Origin of the sequence: Croceibacterium sp. TMG7-5b_MA50, assembly GCF_039830145.1 — a bacterium.
Lineage (GTDB): Bacteria > Pseudomonadota > Alphaproteobacteria > Sphingomonadales > Sphingomonadaceae > Croceibacterium.
The window spans coordinates 784,658-805,504 of the sequence record NZ_CP156082.1; the positions used below are offsets into that span (position 1 = coordinate 784,658).

General features: G+C 67.3%; 24 protein-coding genes. 11 read left to right on the forward strand and 13 right to left on the reverse strand.

Features of this window, described 5'->3' with window-relative positions; genetic code table 11:
• The first annotated feature begins 10 nt into the window (after nucleotides 1-10).
• Genes V5740_RS03895 through V5740_RS03915 form a run of 5 tightly spaced genes read left to right on the forward strand, consistent with a single transcriptional unit; the run spans nucleotide 11 to nucleotide 5,007 of the window.
• Nucleotides 11-1,330 carry a lipopolysaccharide biosynthesis protein gene (locus tag V5740_RS03895; protein WP_347303773.1) on the forward strand — a complete coding sequence of 440 codons (1,320 nt, stop codon included), beginning with the start codon at nucleotides 11-13 and terminating at the stop codon, nucleotides 1,328-1,330.
• Nucleotides 1,327-2,076: a nucleotidyltransferase family protein gene (locus V5740_RS03900; RefSeq protein WP_347303774.1), complete on the forward strand. Its 750-nt coding sequence runs from the start codon at nucleotides 1,327-1,329 to the stop codon at nucleotides 2,074-2,076. Before V5740_RS03895 ends, V5740_RS03900 begins: the two co-directional genes overlap by 4 nt.
• On the forward strand, nucleotides 2,073-4,490 hold the full coding sequence (gene hrpB / locus V5740_RS03905) for an ATP-dependent helicase HrpB (protein WP_347303775.1): 2,418 nt from the start codon (nucleotides 2,073-2,075) through the stop codon (nucleotides 4,488-4,490). Before V5740_RS03900 ends, hrpB begins: the two co-directional genes overlap by 4 nt.
• A gap of 33 nt (nucleotides 4,491-4,523) precedes the next feature.
• Nucleotides 4,524-4,802, forward strand: coding sequence for an ETC complex I subunit (locus V5740_RS03910; RefSeq protein WP_347303776.1), 279 nt, complete (start codon nucleotides 4,524-4,526; stop codon nucleotides 4,800-4,802).
• A 22-nt stretch (nucleotides 4,803-4,824) separates the two neighbouring features.
• Entirely contained in the window at nucleotides 4,825-5,007 is a 183-nt protein-coding gene (locus tag V5740_RS03915; protein ID WP_347303777.1) for a hypothetical protein, read from the forward strand.
• Nucleotides 5,008-5,045: 38 nt separating this feature from the next.
• Here the strand turns inward: V5740_RS03915 and V5740_RS03920 are convergent, their stop codons facing one another.
• Nucleotides 5,046-5,660 (reverse strand): superoxide dismutase, encoded by a 615-nt coding sequence (locus V5740_RS03920; protein WP_347303778.1) that lies wholly within the window; start codon nucleotides 5,658-5,660, stop codon nucleotides 5,046-5,048.
• 272 nt (nucleotides 5,661-5,932) lie between these two features.
• On the opposite strand from V5740_RS03920, the gene V5740_RS03925 reads away from it, so the two are divergent.
• From V5740_RS03925 to V5740_RS03940, 4 genes are read left to right on the forward strand one after another with little or no spacing between them, the layout of a single operon-like run.
• A complete protein-coding gene (locus tag V5740_RS03925) occupies nucleotides 5,933-6,304 on the forward strand; it encodes a hypothetical protein (protein WP_347303779.1) in 372 nt (123 codons plus the stop codon).
• Between the two features lie 17 nt (nucleotides 6,305-6,321).
• Nucleotides 6,322-7,839, forward strand: a complete 1,518-nt coding sequence (locus V5740_RS03930) for a phospholipase D-like domain-containing protein (protein ID WP_347303780.1) — start codon at nucleotides 6,322-6,324, stop codon at nucleotides 7,837-7,839.
• Nucleotides 7,836-8,444 carry a GTP cyclohydrolase I FolE gene (gene folE, locus V5740_RS03935; RefSeq protein ID WP_347303781.1) on the forward strand — a complete coding sequence of 203 codons (609 nt, stop codon included), beginning with the start codon at nucleotides 7,836-7,838 and terminating at the stop codon, nucleotides 8,442-8,444. The genes V5740_RS03930 and folE overlap by 4 nt, the downstream gene beginning before the upstream one ends.
• 31 nt (nucleotides 8,445-8,475) lie before the next feature.
• Entirely contained in the window at nucleotides 8,476-9,768 is a 1,293-nt protein-coding gene (locus tag V5740_RS03940; protein WP_347303782.1) for a UDP-N-acetylglucosamine 1-carboxyvinyltransferase, read from the forward strand.
• 24 nt (nucleotides 9,769-9,792) lie between these two features.
• Here V5740_RS03940 and V5740_RS03945 read toward each other — a convergent pair whose 3' ends face one another.
• The 4 genes from V5740_RS03945 to rpsF all read right to left on the reverse strand — a co-directional run bounded on the left by V5740_RS03945 (nucleotide 9,793) and on the right by rpsF (nucleotide 12,614).
• Entirely contained in the window at nucleotides 9,793-11,238 is a 1,446-nt protein-coding gene (locus V5740_RS03945) for a porin (protein ID WP_347303783.1), read from the reverse strand.
• 179 nt (nucleotides 11,239-11,417) lie between these two features.
• The gene (gene rplI, locus V5740_RS03950) at nucleotides 11,418-12,020 is read right to left on the reverse strand and encodes a 50S ribosomal protein L9 (protein WP_347303784.1); all 603 of its coding nucleotides are present in this window, start codon (nucleotides 12,018-12,020) and stop codon (nucleotides 11,418-11,420) included.
• 13 nt (nucleotides 12,021-12,033) lie between these two features.
• Nucleotides 12,034-12,258 (reverse strand): 30S ribosomal protein S18, encoded by a 225-nt coding sequence (gene rpsR / locus V5740_RS03955; protein ID WP_039094270.1) that lies wholly within the window; start codon nucleotides 12,256-12,258, stop codon nucleotides 12,034-12,036.
• Nucleotides 12,258-12,614 (reverse strand): 30S ribosomal protein S6, encoded by a 357-nt coding sequence (gene rpsF, locus V5740_RS03960; protein ID WP_347303785.1) that lies wholly within the window; start codon nucleotides 12,612-12,614, stop codon nucleotides 12,258-12,260. Before rpsF ends, rpsR begins: the two co-directional genes overlap by 1 nt.
• 226 nt (nucleotides 12,615-12,840) lie before the next feature.
• Between rpsF and V5740_RS03965 the strand changes: the two genes are divergently transcribed.
• Entirely contained in the window at nucleotides 12,841-13,779 is a 939-nt protein-coding gene (locus V5740_RS03965) for a DUF808 family protein (protein ID WP_347303786.1), read from the forward strand.
• Between the two features lie 13 nt (nucleotides 13,780-13,792).
• Here V5740_RS03965 and lexA read toward each other — a convergent pair whose 3' ends face one another.
• The 3 genes from lexA to moaC all read right to left on the reverse strand — a co-directional run bounded on the left by lexA (nucleotide 13,793) and on the right by moaC (nucleotide 16,196).
• Nucleotides 13,793-14,467: a transcriptional repressor LexA gene (lexA, locus tag V5740_RS03970; protein WP_347303787.1), complete on the reverse strand. Its 675-nt coding sequence runs from the start codon at nucleotides 14,465-14,467 to the stop codon at nucleotides 13,793-13,795.
• 74 nt (nucleotides 14,468-14,541) lie between these two features.
• Nucleotides 14,542-15,726: a molybdopterin molybdotransferase MoeA gene (locus V5740_RS03975; RefSeq protein ID WP_347303788.1), complete on the reverse strand. Its 1,185-nt coding sequence runs from the start codon at nucleotides 15,724-15,726 to the stop codon at nucleotides 14,542-14,544.
• Nucleotides 15,723-16,196, reverse strand: a complete 474-nt coding sequence (gene moaC, locus V5740_RS03980; protein WP_347303789.1) for a cyclic pyranopterin monophosphate synthase MoaC — start codon at nucleotides 16,194-16,196, stop codon at nucleotides 15,723-15,725. The genes V5740_RS03975 and moaC overlap by 4 nt, the downstream gene beginning before the upstream one ends.
• A gap of 266 nt (nucleotides 16,197-16,462) precedes the next feature.
• On the opposite strand from moaC, the gene V5740_RS03985 reads away from it, so the two are divergent.
• Complete coding sequence (locus V5740_RS03985) at nucleotides 16,463-17,185, forward strand: PadR family transcriptional regulator (RefSeq protein ID WP_347303790.1); 723 nt, start codon at nucleotides 16,463-16,465, stop codon at nucleotides 17,183-17,185.
• Between the two features lie 3 nt (nucleotides 17,186-17,188).
• On the opposite strand, the gene trpC is transcribed toward V5740_RS03985, so the two are convergent.
• The 5 genes from trpC to V5740_RS04010 all read right to left on the reverse strand — a co-directional run bounded on the left by trpC (nucleotide 17,189) and on the right by V5740_RS04010 (nucleotide 20,795).
• Nucleotides 17,189-17,977: an indole-3-glycerol phosphate synthase TrpC gene (trpC, locus tag V5740_RS03990; protein WP_347304436.1), complete on the reverse strand. Its 789-nt coding sequence runs from the start codon at nucleotides 17,975-17,977 to the stop codon at nucleotides 17,189-17,191.
• Nucleotides 17,974-19,074, reverse strand: coding sequence for a redox-regulated ATPase YchF (gene ychF, locus V5740_RS03995; protein WP_347303791.1), 1,101 nt, complete (start codon nucleotides 19,072-19,074; stop codon nucleotides 17,974-17,976). The genes trpC and ychF overlap by 4 nt, the downstream gene beginning before the upstream one ends.
• A gap of 56 nt (nucleotides 19,075-19,130) precedes the next feature.
• Nucleotides 19,131-19,538, reverse strand: coding sequence for a GNAT family acetyltransferase (locus V5740_RS04000; protein ID WP_347303792.1), 408 nt, complete (start codon nucleotides 19,536-19,538; stop codon nucleotides 19,131-19,133).
• Nucleotides 19,535-20,104 (reverse strand): aminoacyl-tRNA hydrolase, encoded by a 570-nt coding sequence (pth, locus tag V5740_RS04005; protein WP_347303793.1) that lies wholly within the window; start codon nucleotides 20,102-20,104, stop codon nucleotides 19,535-19,537. The genes V5740_RS04000 and pth overlap by 4 nt, the downstream gene beginning before the upstream one ends.
• Nucleotides 20,105-20,177: 73 nt before the next feature.
• A complete protein-coding gene (locus V5740_RS04010; protein ID WP_347303794.1) occupies nucleotides 20,178-20,795 on the reverse strand; it encodes a 50S ribosomal protein L25/general stress protein Ctc in 618 nt (205 codons plus the stop codon).
• Nucleotides 20,796-20,847 lie beyond the last annotated feature (52 nt).

Sequence of the window (20,847 nt, forward strand, 5' to 3'; positions counted from 1 at the left end):
ATGGCAGGTGATGCAGACCCCCGCCGCCCCGCCGCAGCGCTCGGGGCTGTCCAACATCCTCGGAAATCTGGGCTGGATCGCGGGCGGCAAAGGCTTCGGCGCGGTGTGCAGTCTCGCCTACCTGGCGGTGCTGTCGCAATCGCTGGGCGTGCGTGGCTTCGGCCACTTCTCGCTGATCTTCGGCACCGGCCAGGCTTTGGTGGCGATCGTGGGCTTCCAGACATGGAAGACGCTGGTCCGCTTCGGGGCGGAGGCGGTGCATCGCGCGGACTGGGCCCGGTTCGGCCGGCTGGTGTGGCTGTGTGGACTGATCGACGCAGTGGGCGTGGCGGTCGGCATCGCGCTGGCAGCGGTCATCTATTACAGCTTTGCCGACGCGCTGGAACTCAACCCCGATTTTGTCGACATGGCGTTCACGTTCAATTGCGTGCTGCTGGTGTCTCGCCTCACTACGGCGACGGGCATCGTGCGCGTGCTCGACCGCTTCGACGTCGCCACTTATGTGGAGGCGCTGAACCCCGTCGGCCGGCTGGTAGCGGCGTTTGTCATCCTTGGTATCGGCGCTAGCGTGGAACGCTTCCTGTTCGCCTGGGCCGCGCTGGAGCTGGCATCCGCGATCGCCTACTGGGCGGCCGCCTGGTACCTCGCGCCACACGCTATCCGGCGCCAGCATTTCGGCAATTTCGGGCAGGTCGTGCGCGATCATCCGGGCGTGCTGAACTTCTTCGGCATGACCTATGCCGGGTCGATGCTGGATGCGTTGTTCCGGCAGGGGCCGCTGCTCGCGGTTGGCCATTTTCTCGGCACCAGTGCGGCCGGCATCTATCGGTTGGCGGACCAGTTGGCGCAGGGCTTCGGCAAGGCATCGCAATTACTTAGCCGCGCGGTCTACCCTGAATTTGCACGCGCCCGCTTTGCCGACGGCATGACCGGGTTCCGGCGGCTGGTGTTGCAGGTGACCGCCATGGCAGCGGGTGCCGGTCTGGTCGTGACCATGCTCGCACTCGCCTTCGGATCGGATCTGCTCGCGTTGCTCGGCGGGGATGATTTCGCCCGGGGCGGCGCGGTGCTGATTCCGCTGGTCGCCGGCGCTGCCTTCGATCTGGCGGGCGCGACCTACGAACCGATCCTCCATTCGTTGGGCCACGCCTTCTACCCGCTGGTCGCGCGCGCGCTGGCGGGTCTGGCGCTCGTGGCGGCGGTGCTGCAGCTCGCCGGGCTTGGTGCGGTGGGCATCGGCTGGGCCGTCGCGATCGGCTTCGCCTGCGCCTACCTGCTCCTCAGCCTGCTGGTCTGGCTGACGCTCCGCCGGGCGAGCGCCACGGCATGAGCGTGACGGCGCTGGTGCTGGCCGGATCGCGCCCCGGCGGCGATCCGTTCGCGGCGGAGCTGGGCGTCACGCACAAGGCGTTGATCCCGGTTGGCGGCACGCCGATGCTGGTGCGGGTGGTCGGCGCGCTGCAGGCCGCCGGGATGGAGCGGATCCTCGTCAGCTGCGACCCCGGTCCCGTGGCCGACATCGCGCGGGAGCTAGGGGCGGAGGTCATCGCCCCGGCCACGGGGCCGAGCGGTAGCGTCCTTGCCGCGCTGGATGCGGTCGGCACTCCCCTGCTCGTCACCACGGCCGATCACGCGCTGCTCCGGCCCGCATGGGTGCGGCAATTGCTGGACGACACCCCTGCGGACGGCGATGTTGCGATCATGCTGGCCGAACGGCGGGCCATCGAACGCGCGCTGCCCGGCAGCCGCCGGACTTATCTGCGCTTTGCTGATGGACACTGGTCCGGCTGCAACCTCTTTCTGCTGCGCGGTTCTGCAGCACGCGCAGCCGTGATGGAATGGACGCGGGTAGAGGCAGATCGCAAGCGCCCGTGGCGGATCGTGGCACGGCTAGGTCCAGGCTTGCTCCTGCGCTACCTGGCGGGGCGCCTGACGCTGGCCGGGGCACTGGATCGTCTCGGGCGGCGGATCGGCTGCCGGGTTGCCCTGGTGCCTGCTACCGACGGCCTCGCCGCAGTGGACGTGGACAAGGCTGCCGATCTTCGGGATGTCGAGCGCCTGCTGGCCGGGCGATGATCGACCTGCCGATCCAGGCTGTCATGCCACAGGTGCTGGCGGCGCTGGCGCAACATCCGGCCGCCGTTTTGATCGCTCCTCCCGGTGCCGGCAAGACGACCGCCGTCGCACCCGCGCTCCTCGATCAGCTATGGTGCGGCGGGCAGGTGATCCTGCTCAGCCCCCGGCGGGTCGCCGCCCGCGCCGCTGCCGAACACATCGCGCAGCAATTGGGGGAGCCGGTCGGCCAGCGGGTCGGCTACCTGACGCGGCTCGACAGCCGCCAATCCGCCGCCACCCGCATCCTGGTCGTGACGGAGGCGATCTTCGTCAATCGCCTGCTTTCCGATCAGGAGCTCGACGGCATCAGCGCGGTCCTGTTCGACGAGGCGCATGAGCGGCATCTCGACAGCGATCTTGGCCTCGCACTCGCGCTGGAAAGTCAGGCCGTGCTGCGCCCCGACCTGCGCCTGCTGGTGATGAGCGCCACCATCGATGGCGCGCGCTTCGCTCGTCTGCTGGGGGACGGCGCCCCCGTGATCGAGAGCGAAGGCCGCGCACATCCCTTGCGGGTCGAGTGGCTGGGCAGCCGTGCCGAGCTGCGGGTCGAGGAGGCGATGACGGGCGCGATCCTTGCCGCGTGGCGTGACGAGGCAGGTGACATTCTCGCTTTCCTGCCCGGCATCGGCGAGATCGAGCGGGTGCGCGAACGGCTGGCGGAGCGGCTGCCTGATACCCCGGTGCTGCCGCTTCACGGCCAACTCGAACCCGCGGCCCAGAATGCCGCATTGCGCCGCGATGCCGATGGTCGCCGCCGGATCGTGCTCGCCACGGCGATCGCGGAAACATCCCTGACGCTGGATGGTGTCAGCGTCGTTGTCGATAGCGGCCTTGCGCGCCGGGCGGAGTTCGACCGGGCCGCCGGTGTGACGCATCTCGTCACCACACGCGCCAGTCAGGCGGCCGCGGCGCAGCGGGCGGGTCGCGCGGCGCGGCAGGGGCCGGGTGTCGCCTATCGCCTTTGGGAACAGGCGGGCCATGCCGGGCGTGCGCCATTTGACCCGCCGGAGATGCTGGTGGCCGATCTTGCGCCGCTTACATTGGCGCTGGCACGATGGGGAACGGGCGATCCCGCCAGCCTGCCGTGGCTGAACCCACCGCCCGCCGCTTCGCTGCAGGCGGCACAGGCGCGGCTGCTGGCCATGGAGGCGCTGGAGCCGGCGGGGCAGCTCACCGCCTTCGGACAGCGGCTGGCTCAATTGCCGATGGCGCCATGGCAGGCGGCGATGCTGCTGCACGGCGCGAAGCATAACCGGGCGGAAGAAGCGGCCCGTCTGGCCCTGCTGTTGCAGGAGCGCGATCTCGGCGGTCGGGGGGAGGATCTGGCGCAGCGCCTGTCCCGCTTCGCTGGAGAGCGTGGGGGCAAGGCGGAGGCGAGCCGCAAGCTGGCGGAACGCTGGGCCGCAATGGCAAGCAAGCTGCAACCTGCGACCGGCAACGGCAGCCCGCCCGCCGGGATCCTGCTGGCGCTCGCGCAACCCGACAATCTCGCCCGCCGCCGTGATCCGTCGGGCGAGCACTGGCTCTCGGGCGGAGGGCGCGGCTATACGCTGGACCCAGCTTCGCCGCTTGCCCGCAGCGAATGGCTGGCGATCGGCGATGCGACCGGCTCCGCCAAGAACGCCCGGATCACGGCCGCCTTGCCGCTGGAGGCCGCTGAGGTGGAACAATGGCTATCCGACCGGATCGATCGTCGTCAGGTGTTGAACTGGACCGGCGCCCGGGTTGAGGCGCGCCTGCAGCGGCGCATCGGGGCGATCACACTGGCCACCGGCCCCGACCCGCAGCCCGATACTGACGCGATCCAGGCATTGCTGCTGGACAAGGCTGTGGATAAGCTTGCGGATATCCTCCCGAAGGGGCTGCTGGCGCGCGCCTTCTATGCCGGCGTCGAGTCGTTGAGGTTGGAGGCCTTGCGCGGATCGGCCTCAATCTGGCTGGCTCCTCTGCTTGCCGGACGTCGCGACCTCGACATCTCGCCCGGCCGGTTGGCAGAGGCGTTGCTCGACAGTCTACCATGGGACGGTCGCCAGCGACTTGATCGTGTGGCTCCTCGCGAGTGGCTCAGCCCAGCCGGAACGCGGCATGCGATCGACTACGGCGGGGACGATGCGCCTTCGGTGGAGGTGCGGGTACAGGCCTGCTTCGGGCTGGACCGACATCCGCTGATCGGCACCGCCCCGTTGCTGCTGAAGCTCACCAGCCCCGCCGGCCGACCTATCCAGGCTACCCGCGACCTGCCCGGCTTCTGGCGCGGCAGCTGGGCCGATGTGGTGCGCGACATGAAAGGCCGCTACCCCCGGCATCGCTGGCCGGCGGAACCTTGGGCCGAAGCACCCAGTTTGAAGACGCGAAACGCATTCGAACGGTCTTGATCCGGATCGTTTTTCAGGGGAAAGGCTGTGGTCATGCAGGCCCGTATCTACAAACGACCCAAGAGCGCGATGCAAAGCGGCAAGGCGCAAACCGATCAATGGGTGTTGGACTTCGTTCCGGCAGAAGCCAAGCGGCCCGATCCGCTGATGGGCTGGGCGGGTAGTGGCGACACGCAGCAGCAGGTAACCTTGCGCTTCGCGTCACAGGAAGATGCGCAAGCCTATGCTGACAAGTACGGCATCGCGGCGATCGTGCACCCGGTCCCCCCCAAGCGGCTGAAGATCCAGGCTTACGCCGACAACTTCCGCTGATCTGCGCCGCGCCTCTATTGCGATGGCTGCGCGTCGCGGCAATCATCGTCGCGGCGTGGTGTTTGGCAAATTCTGCCAGTATCTTGCTGTGGCGCAGCTCGGGCCGTCGATCGGCTTTGACGCGGCTTCGCTCCTTGGCGTTGCGCCGGTCCTGCTTGCCATGCTGGTGCTTAAACAAAGATCGCCACGTGTTTATCGGGGCTGATCTGCCGGCGGCCACATGGGACCGCCGGCATCGTCAAATCAGGCGGTTGCCGCGGCGAAGTGCTCGTTCACCTTGTTCCAGTTCACCACCTGCCACCAGCCTTCCAGGTAGTCCGCCCGGCGGTTCTGGTAGGTGAGGTAATAGGCGTGTTCCCACACGTCATTGCCCAGGATCGGCGTGCCCTTGGTCGCGGCCACGTCCATCAGCGGGTTGTCCTGGTTCGGCGTGGAGGTGATCGCCAGCTTGCCGTCGGCGCCGACAATCAGCCACACCCAGCCCGAACCGAACTGCTTGGTGCCCGCATCCTTGAACTTCGCCTTCATCTCGTCCAGCGAGCCGAAAGCTTCCGTGATCGCAGCCGACAGCTCCGCGCTCGGCTCGCCGCCATCCGGGCCCATGATGTCCCAGAAGAAGCTGTGGTTCCAATGGCCGCCGCCATTGTTGCGCACGACCGGCGCCAGCGTGCCGGCGACTGCGACCAGCTCTTCCAGCGACTTGCCTTGCAAGGCGGAGTCCGCATCGACCGCGCCGTTCAGCGCGGTGACATAGGCCTGGTGGTGCTTATCGTGGTGGAAGGTCATCGTCTCCTTGTCGATGGCCGGCTCCAGCGCGTCATAAGCGTAGGGGAGGGGGGGCAGGGTGAAAGTGCTCATCGGATTGGTCTCCTGCTGGGTGTTCGCAACGGACGGGAAGACAGCCACGGCCACGCCCGCCATCCGGCCAGCACGGTGCGACGTTGAACCTCGATCAAAAGAGTGTCTCCCAAACGATCCCGTCCGCACCGCACTAGTGCGGTTCGTTCAGATAGTGAACGCCGCACGCGCGGCGGGTTTCCATTTGTTTACCTGCCTCCACGCCCAGGCAGAAGTTGCCGCAACGCAACATGCGCCTTTCATGCCGCTGCCTGGTCCGCTACGATAACCCAATGACGCGCCTGTTCCGCCTGCTGTTCTGGGCCGCCACCCTGTTCGCCGTCACCATGGCCCTGTGGCCGCTGGCTACGCCGGTGCCGACGGCTGGTTTAGGTGACAAGTGGCAGCATATGATTGCCTTCTTCACGCTGACCCTGCTGGCCGGTCTCGGCTGGCCAAGCGCGCGTTTGCCGGTGCTGCTGGTGTACATGGTCCTGCTCGGCCTGATAATCGAAGTCGCGCAATGGGCGCTTCCAATGCTCAACCGGCAGGGCAGCTGGCTGGACTGGCTGGCCGATGGCGCAGCTACGCTGGCGGCTTTGCTCATGCTCGCGGCGCTACGGCCCATGCAGCGGCGCATCCTGGCGGAATCACGCCGCTCGTGAACGAAAGCAGAGACCTGGTGGCAGATCCGTTCGACGATGCTCCGGTGGAGCCGGGGGTATGGCGCTTTGCCCGCGCCAGCCGCGTGCGCGTCGTGATCGACGCTGCGGATTATTTTGACCTGATGCAGCGCGCCATGCTCAAGGCACGCCGCCGCGTGCTGCTGATCGGATGGGATTTCGACACCCGCATCCATCTGCTCCGCGGCCGCCGCTGGTATCAGAAGGGGATCAAGCGCCAGTATCCCAGCCGGCTGGGCAGCTTTTTCGTCTGGTTGGTGCGTCACAATCCGAACCTCGAGCTGAAGATCCTCAAATGGGGCTTCGGCATGCTGAAGCTGGGGTTCCGCGGGACCATGCTGTTCGACCTCGCCCGCTGGTTCCCGCACCGGCGGATCGACTTCAAGTTCGACAACGCTCACCCGCTTGGCTGCAGCCATCACCAGAAGATTGTCGTGTTGGACGATACCGTCGCGGTGTGCGGCGGCATCGACATGACCGATCGTCGCTGGGACACCCCCGAACACAAGGAACGGGACAAGCGCCGGCGCCGGCCGTGGGGCGCGTTGCACGGTCCATGGCACGACATCACCATGATCATGGAAGGGCCGATCGCCGGCACCCTGCAGGAGCTTGGCCGTGATCGCTGGCGCCGGGCGGGTGGTGGCGAGCTGGAGCGGGTGGAGGGCAGCACCGGCAGCGCCTGGCCCGATCCGCTGGAGGCGCACTTCACCGATGTGGAGATCGGCATCGCCCGAACCCGCGCCGCTTATGATGGCGACGAGGGCGTTTCCGAGATCGAGGAACTGATACTTCGGCATATCGCGCGGGCCAAGCGCTTCATCTATGCGGAGAACCAGTACTTCGCCAGCCGCCGTATAGCGGAGGCGATCTGCGCACGGGTGGCGGAGCCCGATCCGCCGGAGATCGTGCTGGTCATGCCTGCCACGGCCGATGGCTGGGTGGAGGCGAAGGCAATGGACCCGGCGCGTGACCTGCTGTTCCGTGCGGTCAAGGCGGCCGACCATAAAGACCGCTTCCACCTTTACGTCCCATATGCGGGCGACACGTCGATCTACGTCCACGCCAAGCTGACCATCGTCGATGACGAGATCATCCGTATCGGTTCTGCCAACTGGAACAACCGCTCCATGGGGCTGGACAGCGAATGCGACGTGTTCATCGATTGCGCGCGGCCAGGCAACGGCGATTGCGGCGCCACGATCCGTGACCTGCGGCTGGACCTTCTGGGCGAACATGTGGATCTTTCCCGTGACGAGATCGGTGCTCTGGTGGAACAGCACGGATCCATGTCCGCCGCCATCACCTCACTCGGCGCCGGGCGCACCCATACGCTGCGCCCGTACCAGGTGCAGGAACTGAGCGACCTGGAACTGGAACTGGCGGAACGCCAGATGCTCGACCCGGAGGAGCCGGCCGAGATGTTCGTCCTCACCCCGCGCAGGCGTGGCCTTTTCCGCCGCGGCAGCCTATTGGCCCGCTCCATGAAGCGACTCCGCAAGCGTAACCGCGCATGAGCAGCCTGCTGGGACCGGATGACGAGGCGCCGCAGGGCAAGATCCCGGTGCCCGACGATGTGCAAGATGCGGTGCGCACGCTGATCCGCTGGTCGGGCGACGATCCCGACCGCGAAGGTCTTCTCGATACGCCCAAACGCGTGGCACGCGCGTGGAAGGAATATTGCCAGGGCTATGACGAGGATCCGGCGATCCACCTGTCGCGCGTCTTCCGGGAGGTCGGCGGCTATGACGAGATCGTCCTGCTGAAGGGTATCCCCTTCCAGAGCCATTGCGAACATCACATGGCGCCGATCATCGGCAAGGCGGCGATCGCCTACCTGCCGACGGACAAGGTCGTCGGCATCTCCAAGCTGGCACGCGTGTTGCACGCATATGCCCGTCGCCTGCAGGTGCAGGAACGGCTGACGGCGGAGGTCGCGCAGTGCATCTGGGACCACCTGCAACCACGCGGCGTCGCCGTGGTGATCGAGGCGAGCCATGCCTGCATGACCGCGCGCGGCGTGCGGACACCTGGCGTCGCCATGACCACCAGCCAGGTGATGGGCACCTTCCGCTCCGACTCCAAGAGCCGGCAGGAAGTGCTGCATCTGATGGGCTATTGAGGCCCGCCACCTAGATTGTGAAGGATTGCGAATGACGGCGCTGCTGGTGCGTGGCGGGAAGCCGCTGACGGGGCGGATCGAACCCTCGGCCAACAAGAACGCGGTACTGCCTGTGCTGTGCGCGACATTGCTGACCGATGCGCCGGTGACGCTGCGCAACGTGCCGGAGATCACCGATGTGACCCGGATCGTCGCCTTCTTCGGGGAACTGGGCAGCAAGGTCGCCTGGGACAAGGATGCCAAGGTGCTGGAGATCGACCATTCGGCGATCCCCGCCAATGCCCGCGCCACCCTGCCGCAGGCGATGCGCGCCAGCATCATGATGATCCCCGGCCTGCTGCACCGCCTGGGAGAAGCCCGGCTGGAGCACGAGGTGAAGGGCTGCACGCTTGGCGCGCGCGAGATCGACCCCCATGTCGCCGTGTTCCGCAGCTTCGGCGCCGATGTCAGCCAGACGGGCGGGGAGATCATCTTCCGCGCCACCAGCAACGGCCAACCGGCGCGCATGTGGCTGGAATATGCCAGCGTGACCACGACGGAGAACTTCATCCTCTCCGCGCTGACGGTCAGCGGGTCCAGCCAGATCATCAACGCTGCATGCGAGCCGCACGTGCAGGAGATGTGCACCTTTCTGGAACTGTGCGGCGCGCGTATCACGGGGAAGGGCACCTCCTCCGTCACGGTGGAGCGGATCGGCGACCTGACCGGCGCCGACTACACCTTCACGGAGGATTTCCACGAAGTGGCGACCTTCCTGGCGTTGGCGGCGGTGACGGGCGGCGACATCGCGGTGCGCAATGCCCACCCGGAACACCTCACACTGATCGACCGCACCTTCGCCAAGTTCGGCTGCGAGGTCCGGCATCAGGATGGCTGGTCCCGGTTGGAGGCGCCGGCGCGATTGCGTGTGGAGGAGAACTTCACCAGCCACCTCATCACCAAGGTGGAGGCCGCGCCGTGGCCGTACATTCCGGCCGACCTGCTGCCGATCTTCATCGCACTGGGCGCCCGCGCCGAAGGGCAGATGATGTTCTGGAACAAGGTCTATGAAGGCGGCCTGACCTGGCACACCGAACTCAGCCTGTTCGGCGCGCACACCCTGCTGTGCGACCCGCACCGGCTGATCACTTTCGGCGGCAGCAGGCTGGCGCCCGCCACTGTCACCAGCCCCTACATCATCCGGGTGGCCATCGCCCTGCTGATGGTGGCATCCAGCATTGAAGGGGAAAGCACCATCCTAGATGCTGATCCCATCCGCCGGGCTCATCCGGGTTTCGTCGATAACTTCGTGAACCTCGGGGCCGACGTACAATGGGTAAAGTGAGCAAGACGGGTCGGTTGCCCCCGCTCAATAACTCCAATGCAACTGCGTGCGGATCAGGTCGCCCTCGGCGCGGCCGGTCCGCCGCTCGTCCGCCTCTCGCCGCTTCATGCGCGCATAGGCCAGCGTCAGTTCCAGCGCGTCCATCAGCGGCCATTCGACGCCGATCTCCCACTCGTCCGTCTCCAGCCGCGGCGCGTTGGTGGCCGCCTTCCAGCCGCCCCGGTAATGCTGCCAGCGGCCAAAGGTCAGCAGGCGGCCGCTGCCGATTTCACCCAGGTCATAGGTTAGTTGCAAGTAGCCGCCATTCAGCGGCGCCTCCTTGATCTGCTGCAGGGCGGTGTCAAACTGCGGACCCTGTCCCCATGCCCATTCCGCCTGGACGCCGAAGGGCTGCGGGTAGAGGATCGCGTGGACGCCGATCCTGTCCTCCCGGTAATCCAGCTCGCTGACGCCGCCGGTGCGCACCTCCGGCCGGATGCGGTTCAGCATCGCCGATCCGCCAAGCTCCAGCACCTGCCCGCGGAACATCGGGCCAAGGCCGTCCAGCTCGAAAGGCCAGGTCGCCATCGCCACCGTCATGGCGCTGCCATTGCGCTCCGCCCGGTTGGTGCCGCCGCCGTTGAACAGACCGACACCGAAGGCGCCGTAATTGCCGAACAGCTTTTGGCCGTCATCGTCCAGCCGGTCCCAGATGCGCTGCACATGCGGCGGCGTGTAATAGGCGACGACGCCCAGATCGCGCTCGCCCGGAACAGCGCTGTTGATCGCGTCGGACCGGTCGAGCGGGATGCGATTCGAGGATGATTGCAGGTTTTCCCAGCCGACCGGGACCTTTGACTGCCCGAACCGCAGCCGGAAGCTCTTTTCCCGATCCAGGAACACGTCGACATAGGCGTCGCGCAACTGGCCAAAGCCCTGGCGCGGCTCGGCGCTGGACTGGTTGTTCACGGCGGTGCCGAAATCGTGCTGCAGGTACAGCTCGATATTGTCGGTGACATCGCCCTGCAGGACCAGGCGCACTCGCCGGAGCGAGAAGCCGCCGTCGTCGTTGATCGAGGAATCGTGGACAGAGCGCAGTCGCGACATACCTGCCGGCGCATCCGCATCACCACTGAGAAAGGCGTTGTAGCGCAGCTGCGTGTAGCCGCGAAGCTGCAGCCGATCGTACCACGGCGCTCGTGCGGGCGGCTCCATGCGATCGGCAGTGCCATCGTCGGCAAGCACCGGCGGGGCGGGATCGCTGACCGCGACGGCCGGCGGGGCAACTTGGGGAGTGGCGGGCATCGGCGGGGTGGCTGCCATTGGCGCGGGCTGCACGGCTGACCGCAACTCCCGCTGCAAGGTCTCCACCTGCGCCTTCAGCTCGTCGATTTGACGCTGGAGGTCCGAGACGCTCTGGGCCTGCACCGGCACCGCAACCCAGATCGCGGTTGCCGCGACTGCAAACAGATAGGGACGCCGGCGCGTCATGTCGTGTCCTTCAACCCTGTCAATCGGCCCTGTCGAACGCGCGATTATGACAGATCGGTGACTATGGGAAGGGCGGAACCCGCCGGAAACTTAAGGCATGTAGTCGGCGCTAACAAAAAGGGCGCGGCCACCCTGCGGTGCCGCGCCCTTCCTGATGCATTGGCGATGTAGCGGCGCAATTACTGCGCGGCTTCCTCCGCCTCGTCCTCGTCGCTCGGCAATTCGCCCAGCTCGCGGTTCGGGTCGTAAGCTTCGGTGAAGCCTTCGCTCTCCTCGCGTTCTTCCTCGTACATGCGGGCCATGACGTCCACGCCCTGGCTCTGCAGCTCGGCCTCGTCTTCCGACCGCGCCACGTTGACCTTCACCGTCACGCGCACTTCGGGGTGGAGAGCAATGGTCACGTCGAACAGGCCCAGCGTCTTGATGGGCGCGCCCAGCACGACCTGGCGCTTATCCACGTCGTGACCCTGCTCGGCCAGAGCAGCGGCAACGTCACGGACGTTGACCGAACCGTACAGCTGGCCGGAGTTGGAGGAGGCACGGATCAGCACGATCTCGGCGCCTGCCACCTTCTCGCCAGCCTTCTCGGCCTCGCCACGGCGGGCGGCGTTCTCGGTTTCCAGCCGTTCCCGGTTGGCTTCGAACACCTTCTTGTTGTTGTCGTTGGCGCGCAGCGCCTTCTTCTGCGGCAGCAGGAAGTTGCGGGCGTAGCCGTCCTTGACGGACACGACATCGCCGATGCCGCCCAGCTTCTCGATGCGCTCCAGCAGAATGATATCCATGGGTAAGCGCTCCTTACTTCACGACGTAGGGCAGCAGGCCCAGATGGCGGGCGCGCTTGATCGCCTTGGCCAGCTCGCGCTGCTTCTTGCCGGAAACGGCGGTGATGCGGCTCGGGACGATCTTGCCACGCTCGGACATGAAGCCCTGCAGCAGGCGGGTGTCCTTGTAGTCGATCGCCGGGGCGTCCTTGGCCGAGAACGGGCAGGACTTGCGGCGGCGGAAAAACGGACGGGCCATCAGTTGCTATCCCCACGACGCTTGCGGTCACGTTCCTGCTTGCGCATCTGCGCCGACGGACCTTCCTCGTGTTCCTCGACCGCGATGGTCAGCCAGCGGATCACGTCTTCGTTGATGCGGTTCTGACGCTCAAGCTCGGCCACCATCGCGCCCGGACCTTCCAGGTTCAGGAGCACGAAGTGCGCCTTGCGGTTGCGGTCGATCTTATAGGCGAGGGACTTCAGGCCCCAGCTCTCGGTCTTGGTGACCTTGCCCTCGTTCGCTTCCACGATCTCCGTGATCGAGGCGGCGAGCGCGTCCACCTGAGCCTGGCTCAGATCCTGACGCGCGAGGAACACGTGCTCGTAAAGAGCCATGTGTGCGCTTCCTTTTCACTTCCTGCCGATCGCTGGCTATCTGCCATGCGCATCACGCGCTGGCATCGGCCCCTCCGGCTTTCTGCTGACCCGTGCGGCGCGGATCGCCAGCGCGGGAAGCGGGCGCCTTAGCGGATCGGACGCGAAAGGCAAGGGCGCTGACGTGGATAGCACGCCTCCTGCGATCTGCTACCAAGCCGGGCGAATCTGCAACGGAGAATAGCTGATGCCCGGTGGACTGGTCGCCCTGCTGGACGATGTGGCGGTGATCGCCAAGGTTGCGGCCGCCTCGATCGACGATGTGGGCGCCGCGGCCGCCAAGGCCGGCAGCAAGGCTGCGGGCGTCGTGATCGACGATGCGGCGGTCACCCCGTCCTACGTCACCGGCTTCACGCCCGACCGCGAACTGCCGGTGATCGCGCGCATCGCCAAGGGCAGCCTGATCAACAAGCTGGTGTTCCTGCTGCCCGGCGCCCTGCTGCTGAGCGAGCTGCTGCCGGCTGCGATCACCTGGCTGCTGCTGGCCGGTGGGCTGTTCCTCGCCTACGAAGGCGCGGAAAAGGTGATGGAGAAGCTGGGCGGCGCCAAGCATGGCGAGACGCTGGAGGATCCGATCACCGATCCGGCCGCGTTCGAGAAGGCGCGGGTCAGCGGCGCCGTGCGCACCGACCTGATCCTGTCGGCGGAGATCATGGCGATCGCTTTGGCGGAGGTCGCGGACCAGACGCTGGTGACGCGTGGCGTGACGCTGGCGTTGGTGGGCATCGTCATCACCGTGGTCGTCTATGGCGTGGTCGCGCTGATCGTGAAGATGGACGATGTCGGGCTCAACCTGACCAAGCGGGACAGCGCCGGCGCGCAGAGCCTCGGCCGGGGACTGCTGCTGGCCATGCCGCGCGTGCTGACGCTGCTGTCGATCGTCGGCACGATCGCCATGCTGTGGGTCGGCGGCGGGATCGTGCTGCATTCGGGCGAGGTGCTGGGGGTACCCGGACCGGCGCACCTGGCGCATGATGCGGAACACTGGCTGGCCGCGCATGGCGGCGTGGGGGGCGGTGTTCTGGGCTGGCTCGGCTATGCCGGCATCTCAGCCGTGGTCGGGCTGGTGCTCGGCTCCATTATCGCCTTCGTGCTGCACAAGGTGCTGAAGGTGGGCGCGCACTGAGCGCGCCCGACCCTCAATTATATCGCCGCAGCAGTCCCGCTAGCTTGCCCTGCACCAGCACGTCGCCGGCGGGGTAGAGCTGCGGGTCGTAGGCGCTGTTGGCCGGGTCGAGCCGGACCATTCCGCCCTTCTCGCGCCACAGATATTTGAGCGTCGCCTCCTCGCCCCGGATCAGCGCCACGACGATCTCACCATCGCGAGCGCTGTCGGTGCGCTTCACCAGTGCGTAGTCGCCGTCGAGAATGCCGGCTTCGACCATGGAGTCGCCGGAGACCTCCAGCGCGTAATGCTCACCCGCGCCAAGCAAGGCAGCGGGGACGGGCAGGCTGCGGCTGTCCTCCAGCGCCTCGATCGGCAGGCCGGCTGCGATCCGACCATGCAGCGGCACTTCGATCACATCGTTCGCCGGTTCGGGCGTCGTGCGGGCCGGGCGGGCGGGGGTCACGTCGTTGGCAACTGCCGGCCGCGTCGTGTTCTCAGGCTGACGCAACACCTCCAGCGCACGGGCACGGTTGGGGAGGCGGCGGATGAACTGGCGTTCCTCCAGCGCGGAGATCAGGCGGTGGACACCGGACTTGCTGCGCAGGTCGAGTGCGTCCTTCATCTCCTCGAAAGAGGGGCTGATGCCGGTCGCTTCCAGCCGCTGCTGGATGAACTGAAGCAGTTCGTGCTGCTTGGCGGTGAGCATATGACGCCTATCCCAACAAAGACCGACCGTTTCGGGAACGGATACGGAACAAGTAGGAAACTTCCGAACATACGTCAAGCGAGCAGGTGTATCTCCACCATCTCGCCCGCGGCGGCTGCCATCGCCCGTGCAGGGCGGCGAATCAGCGCGTCGCTCCCGGCAAGGCTCAGCAGGGCGCTCGAATCCTGCTTACCCTGCGGCACCACGCCGTTGGGGGTGAGGCGCCCGCGCAGGAACTCCATCCGGGTGCCCGCCGCCGGCAGTGGCGTAGCGAGGGGCAATCGCAACGTGCGGGGCAGCGGATCGCTCGCCCTGGCCAGCGCACGCAGCAGCGGCAACAGGAACAGCACGGCGGTGACGTAGCTCGACACCGGATTGCCTGGCAGGCCGATGATCCATTGATCGCCGCGCCGCGCCACCAGCAGCGGCTTGCCCGGGCGGATCGCCACCCGCCAGAAGTCGATCGTCGCGCCCCACGCTTCCAGCGCGGGACGGATCAGGTCATGATCGCCGACGGAGGCTCCGCCGCTGGTGACCAGCACGTCCGCGCCTTCGGCCTGCTGCAACGCGTCGGCGAGCGCCTCCAGCGTGTCGGCAACCGGGCCGATGCGGGTGAGGGTCGCGACGTGCGGTCCCGCCATGGCGGCGAGCATGGCGCCATTGCTGGCGGGGATCTGGTGCGGCGCGCAGGTTGCGGGATCGGTGGCCAGCTCGTCTCCGCTGTCGAGCACCGCGAGGCGGGGACGTCGGCCAACGGGCAACGCGGCGTGCCCGGCCGACAGCAGCAGCGCGATCTGGGCCGGGCCGACGGGAGCGCCCGCCGGCAGCAGCGGGTCGCCCGCCGCGAAATCGAAGCCGGCCCGGCGGACATGGCGCGCGCTGGCCTCGCCACCCGGCAGCAGGTTGAGCGTGTCGCCGTCGCGTGCCGCCTCCTCCTGCAGCAGCACGGCTGCGGCATCGGCGGGCATCAGCGCGCCGGTGGCGATGCGCACGCATTGCCCCAGCGCGAGTGTGCCGGTGAACGGTCGGCCGGCGGCGCTGCGGCCGACGACCTGCCACGGCCCCGCCAGATCGTCGCCCAGCATGGCATAGCCGTCCATCGCCGACAGGTCCGCCGCCGGCTGCGTGCGGATGGCGGCAAGCGGCGCCGCCAGGAAGCGGCCTGCGGCCTCGGCCGTGGCGACCTGTTCCGTCCCCAATGGCGCGGCGGCGGCGAGCAGGCGCCGCTGCGCCTCCTCCAGCGGGATGGGCGGGATCATGGCGCGCGCCAGGCGCCGCTCTTGCCGCCGGTCTTCTCGACCAGGCGAACGGTGTCGATCACCATGCCCTTGTCGATCGCCTTGGCCATGTCGTAGATCGTCAGCAATGCGATGGCCGCCGCCGTCATCGCCTCCATCTCGACACCAGTCTTTCCGGTCAGCGCGGCGCGCGCGCTCACCTCCACCGTGCGATCATCGGCAAAGCTGAAATCCACGCTCACGGTGTCGAGCGCCAGCGGATGGCACAGCGGGATCAGCTCGCCCGTCTTCTTGGCCGCCATGATGCCGGCGATACGCGCGGCGGCGAGCACGTCACCCTTCGGCCCGCTGCCATCGCGGATGGCGGCGAGCGCCTCTGCCGACATGGTGATGCGCCCAGCGGCGGTGGCGGAGCGGGCCGTCTGCGGCTTGCCACCGACATCGACCATGCGCGCGGCGCCCGTTTCGTCGAGGTGGGTCAGGGCGGTCATGCAGCAACCCCGTGAAGAGCCAATCCGGCGTAAGTTGACACTAAGTTGACACCTCCGAATGGCCGAACCGACGGAGCTGACCGGCGAGGCGCAAGGTCAGCAAGGCGTGAGGTCGTAGGCGTATGCGCGGCCCGGTGAAGCAGGGGAAAGGTCATCCGTGTGCTCATGGCAGACAGTGGACGAGTAGGACAGAGGCGCAGATCACCTCTTGAAAGCAGAACCGCTCATGATATATCACAGATATGTTCATTAAGGAAACAAGCGACATGCGACCGGATCGAGACTGGCTGGGTCATGAGGCGAGGCACTGGATGAAGCACGCCATGCAGCGTGGCGGCAATTGGCAGGGCTGGGCCCGGCAGGGCGGCGGCGGTGGCGGCAGCGTCTTCGGACCCGACGGGGTGTTCGGTCCGGATGGGCCGTTCGGCCCCGGTGGCCCGTTCGGCCCGTCAGGTCCGTTCGGGCCCGATGGTCCGTTCGGCGGCAAGGGACGCCAGGGGCGCGGCGGTGATGGCGGTGGGCGACGCGGGCGCCGGTTCGACCGGGCGGGGCTGCGGCTGGTGTTGCTGCGGCTGATCGCGGCCGAGCCGCGCCACGGCTATGACCTGATCCGCGCGATCGAGGACTTGTCGGGCGGCCATTATGCCCCGAGCCCCGGCGCGGTCTATCCGACGCTGGCGCTACTGGCGGACGAGGGCTTGATCGCCGAGCAGGCGAGCGAGGATCAGCGCCGCAAGTTCGCCATCACCCCGGCGGGGGAGGTGGTGCTGGCGACCGAGGTGGAGCAGGCGGACGAGGCGATGGCCCGGCTGGAACAGATGGCCCGCCATGCCGAACACGGCCGCGCCCCGGCGGTGGAGCGCGCGACGGCGAACCTGATGATGGCGGTGAAGCACCGGATGCGCGCCGGCGGCGCGGACGCCGCCGAGTTGCCGCACGAGGTGGCCGCTATCCTGGACGAGGCCGCCCGGCAGATCGAGCGGCTGTAGGAGCTAACCTTCCAACAAGGCCCTGGTCGCGGCGGTCACGTCCGGCTGCCGCATCAGGCTCTCACCCACCAGGAAGGTGCGCACGCCGTGTTCCGCCAGCCGCCGGCAGTCGGCATGAGTGGCGATGCCGCTCTCGCCGACCAGCAGCGTGCCTTCGGGCGCGAGCGGGGCGAGTTGTTCCGTCACGGCGAGATCGGTGCGGAAGGTCTTCAGATCGCGATTGTTGACCCCGATGAGGCGCGAGCGGAGGCGAGCGGCCCGCTCCATCTCGGCGGCATCGTGGACCTCCACCAGCACGTCCATGCCGCGTTCCAGCGCAGCAGCCTCCAGTTCGGCCATCTGTCCGTCTTCGAGCGCGGCGACGATCAGCAGGACGGCGTCCGCGCCGATCGCGCGCGCTTCCGCCACCTGCCACGGATCGAGGGTGAAATCCTTGCGCAGCACCGGCAGGTCGCACGCGGCCCGCGCGTCCATCAGGTAATCCTCGTGCCCCTGGAAATAGGGCGCGTCCGTCAGGACCGACAGGCACGCCGCGCCGCCTTGGCTGTAGGCGATGGCATGTTCCGCCGGGCGGAAGTCGGGCCGGATCAGTCCCTTCGAAGGCGAGGCCTTCTTGATCTCCGCGATCAGCGCGAAGCCGTTCGCCGCCTTCGCCTCCAGCGCGGCGCGGAAGCCTCGCGGCGGGGTGGCGGTGGCGGCGATGCGGTCGAGATCGGCGATGGTGCGCAGGCCCTGCCGCTCCGCGATCTCGACCAGCTTGGTGGCGCAGATCTCTGCCAGACGATCCATCAGACGTTAAACTTGAACAGCAGCACGTCGCCGTCCTGCACCAGGTATTCCTTGCCTTCCTGCCGCAGCTTGCCGGCATCGCGAGCGCCAGCTTCGCCGTTCAGGGCGATGTAGTCGTTGAAAGCGATCGTCTCGGCCCGGATGAAGCCGCGTTCGAAGTCGGAGTGGATCTCGCCCGCCGCCTGAGGCGCCTTGGCACCGGCGGGGAAGGTCCAGGCCCGTGCCTCTTTCGGCCCGGCGGTGAAGAAGGTGCGCAGGCCCAGCAATTCGTACCCGGCGCGGATCACGCGGGCGAGGCCGGTTTCTTCCAGCCCCAGTTCCGCCAGGTATTCGTCGCGTTCGGCCGGATCCATGCCCACCAGCTCGGATTCGATGGCGGCGGACACGACCACCGCCTTCGCGCCCTCAGCCTCCGCCTTGGCGAAGACCTTGGCCGAGAATTCGTTGCCTGTGGCGGCGTCACCTTCGGCCACGTTGCAGACATACAGGACCGGCTTGGCGGTGAGCAGCTGCGCCTGCGCGAACAGGCGGGCCTCCTCCTCGTCCTTGGGCTCGGTCAGGCGGGCAGGCTTGCCGTCGCGCAGCAGCTCCAGCGCCTGGCCAAGCACGGAGGCGATGACCTTGCTCTCCTTGTCACCGGCGGCGCCACGCTTGGCAGCGGCGGGGACGCGCTTCTCCAGGCTGTCGAGGTCGGCCAGCATCAGCTCGGTCTCGACCACCTCGGCATCGGCGATGGGATCGACCTTGTTGGCGACGTGCTGGATGTCGTCATCCTCGAAACAGCGAAGGACGTGAACGATCGCGTCCGTCTCGCGGATGTTGCCGAGGAACTGGTTGCCGAGGCCTTCGCCCTGGCTGGCACCCTTAACCAGACCGGCGATATCCACGAAGGCGAGCTGGGTCGGAACGATTTTGGCCGACTTCGCGATGGCGGCGATCTTGTCCAGCCGCGCATCGGGCACGGCGACCTGGCCGACATTGGGCTCGATCGTGCAGAACGGATAATTGGCGGCCTGCGCCGCCTGCGTCTCCGTCAGGGCGTTGAACAGGGTGGACTTGCCGACATTGGGCAGGCCGACGATCCCGCAGCGGAAACCCATCACTTAACTCCGTAGAACTGGAAAGCCGGCCCGATAGGCTGAGCGGCGGGGGATTGCTAGGGCTGCAGCGTCAGCCCCCAGACCTCCACATCCTGCCGCTGCCAGCCGAGATGCTGGTAGAGCGCGGTCGCCGGGTTGCCGTTGCGGACCATCAGCTCGACCTTGGGGCAGCCCTGTTGCTGCAGGAAAGGGCAGGCGGCCTGCACCAGTGCGCGGGCATGGCCCTGCCGCTGGTGAGCGGGATCGACCGCGAGGTAATAGAGCCAGCCCCGATGCCCGTCGTAACCGGCCATCACGGTGCCGATCGGCGCGCCGGCCTGTTCCAGCAGCAGCACGGTGGCGGTGGGGCAGGCGAGGGCGCGGGCGAAATCCGCAGCGGGATCGTTCCACGGGCGGGTGAGCGCGCAGGTGTGCCACAGGGCAGTCGCCGCCGCGGCGTCAGCCGGTGCGGCGTGGCGGATCATTCCTGCAGCCGCAATGCGACATCGTTCATGAAGCGCACGTCATCACCGTCCGCCAGCCACTTCGCCTCCGCCGCGACGGCCGCCAGCATGTCGGTCAACCCGTCGATCTCCGCCTTGGCATAATTGCCCAGCACATGGCCGGTGACGCGATCCTTGTGGCCCGGATGCCCGATGCCGAGGCGCACCCGGCGGAAATCGGCGCCGAGATGCTTGTCGATGGAGCGCAGGCCATTGTGCCCGGCGGTGCCGCCACCCTGCTTCACCTTCACCTTCATGGGGGCAAGGTCCAGCTCGTCATGGAAGACGGCGAGGGCGGCGAGATCCAGCTTGTAGAAGCGCATCGCCTCCGCCACCGATCGCCCGCTTTCGTTCATGAAGGTGCCGGGCTTTAGCAGCAGCACCCGCTCGGTCCCGATGCGTCCTTCCTGCAGCCAGCCTTGGAACTTCTTCTGCACCGGGCCGAAGCCGTGCATGTCGGCAATGACGTCTAGCGCCATGAAGCCGACATTGTGCCGGTGCAGCGCATATTGCGGGCCGGGATTGCCGAGACCTGTCCAGATTTGCATGGGCCGCACATAGCAAAAGGGCCGGCACTGCCAAGCAGCACCGGCCCCGTCATGCTGACGCAATGGCGGGCGATCAGCCCTCCGCCGCGGCCTCGTCCTCCGCCTCGCCTTCCGAGCTCTTCAGCGCGGAGGGAGCGACGATGGTGGCGATGGTGAAATCGCGGTCGGTGATCGCGCTGGTCGCGCCTTCCGGCAGCGTCACGGCGCTGATGTGGATGGAATCACCCACTTCGACGCCGGTGACGTCGATCACGATCTCGCTGGGGATCTTGTCGGCATCGCACACCAGTTCCAGCTCGTGCCGGACGATGTTGAGCACGCCGCCACGCTTCAGACCGGGGCTGGCCTCCTCGTTGGCGAACACCACCGGCACGGCGACCTCAACCGTGGCATCGCGCGCCAGCCGCAGGAAATCGACATGGACCGGACGCCCGGACACAGGGTGCAGCGCCACATCCTTGGGCAGGGTGCGGACCGTGTTGCCACCGACGCCGACCTGGATGATCGAGTTCATGAAGTGGCCGGTCATCAGCTGCTTCATCAGCAGCTTCTCTTCCACATGGATGGTCTGCGGCTGTTCGTTGCCGCCATAGATCACGGCGGGGACCCGGCCATTGCGGCGCAGTTCACGGGAGGCTCCCTTGCCAGCCCGTTCGCGCAGCTCGGCGGGCAGGTTCAGAGCGTCGCTCATAGCACTTGCCTTTCGATTGTACGTTGGTGCTTCCGCCGCCACGCCTCCAGGG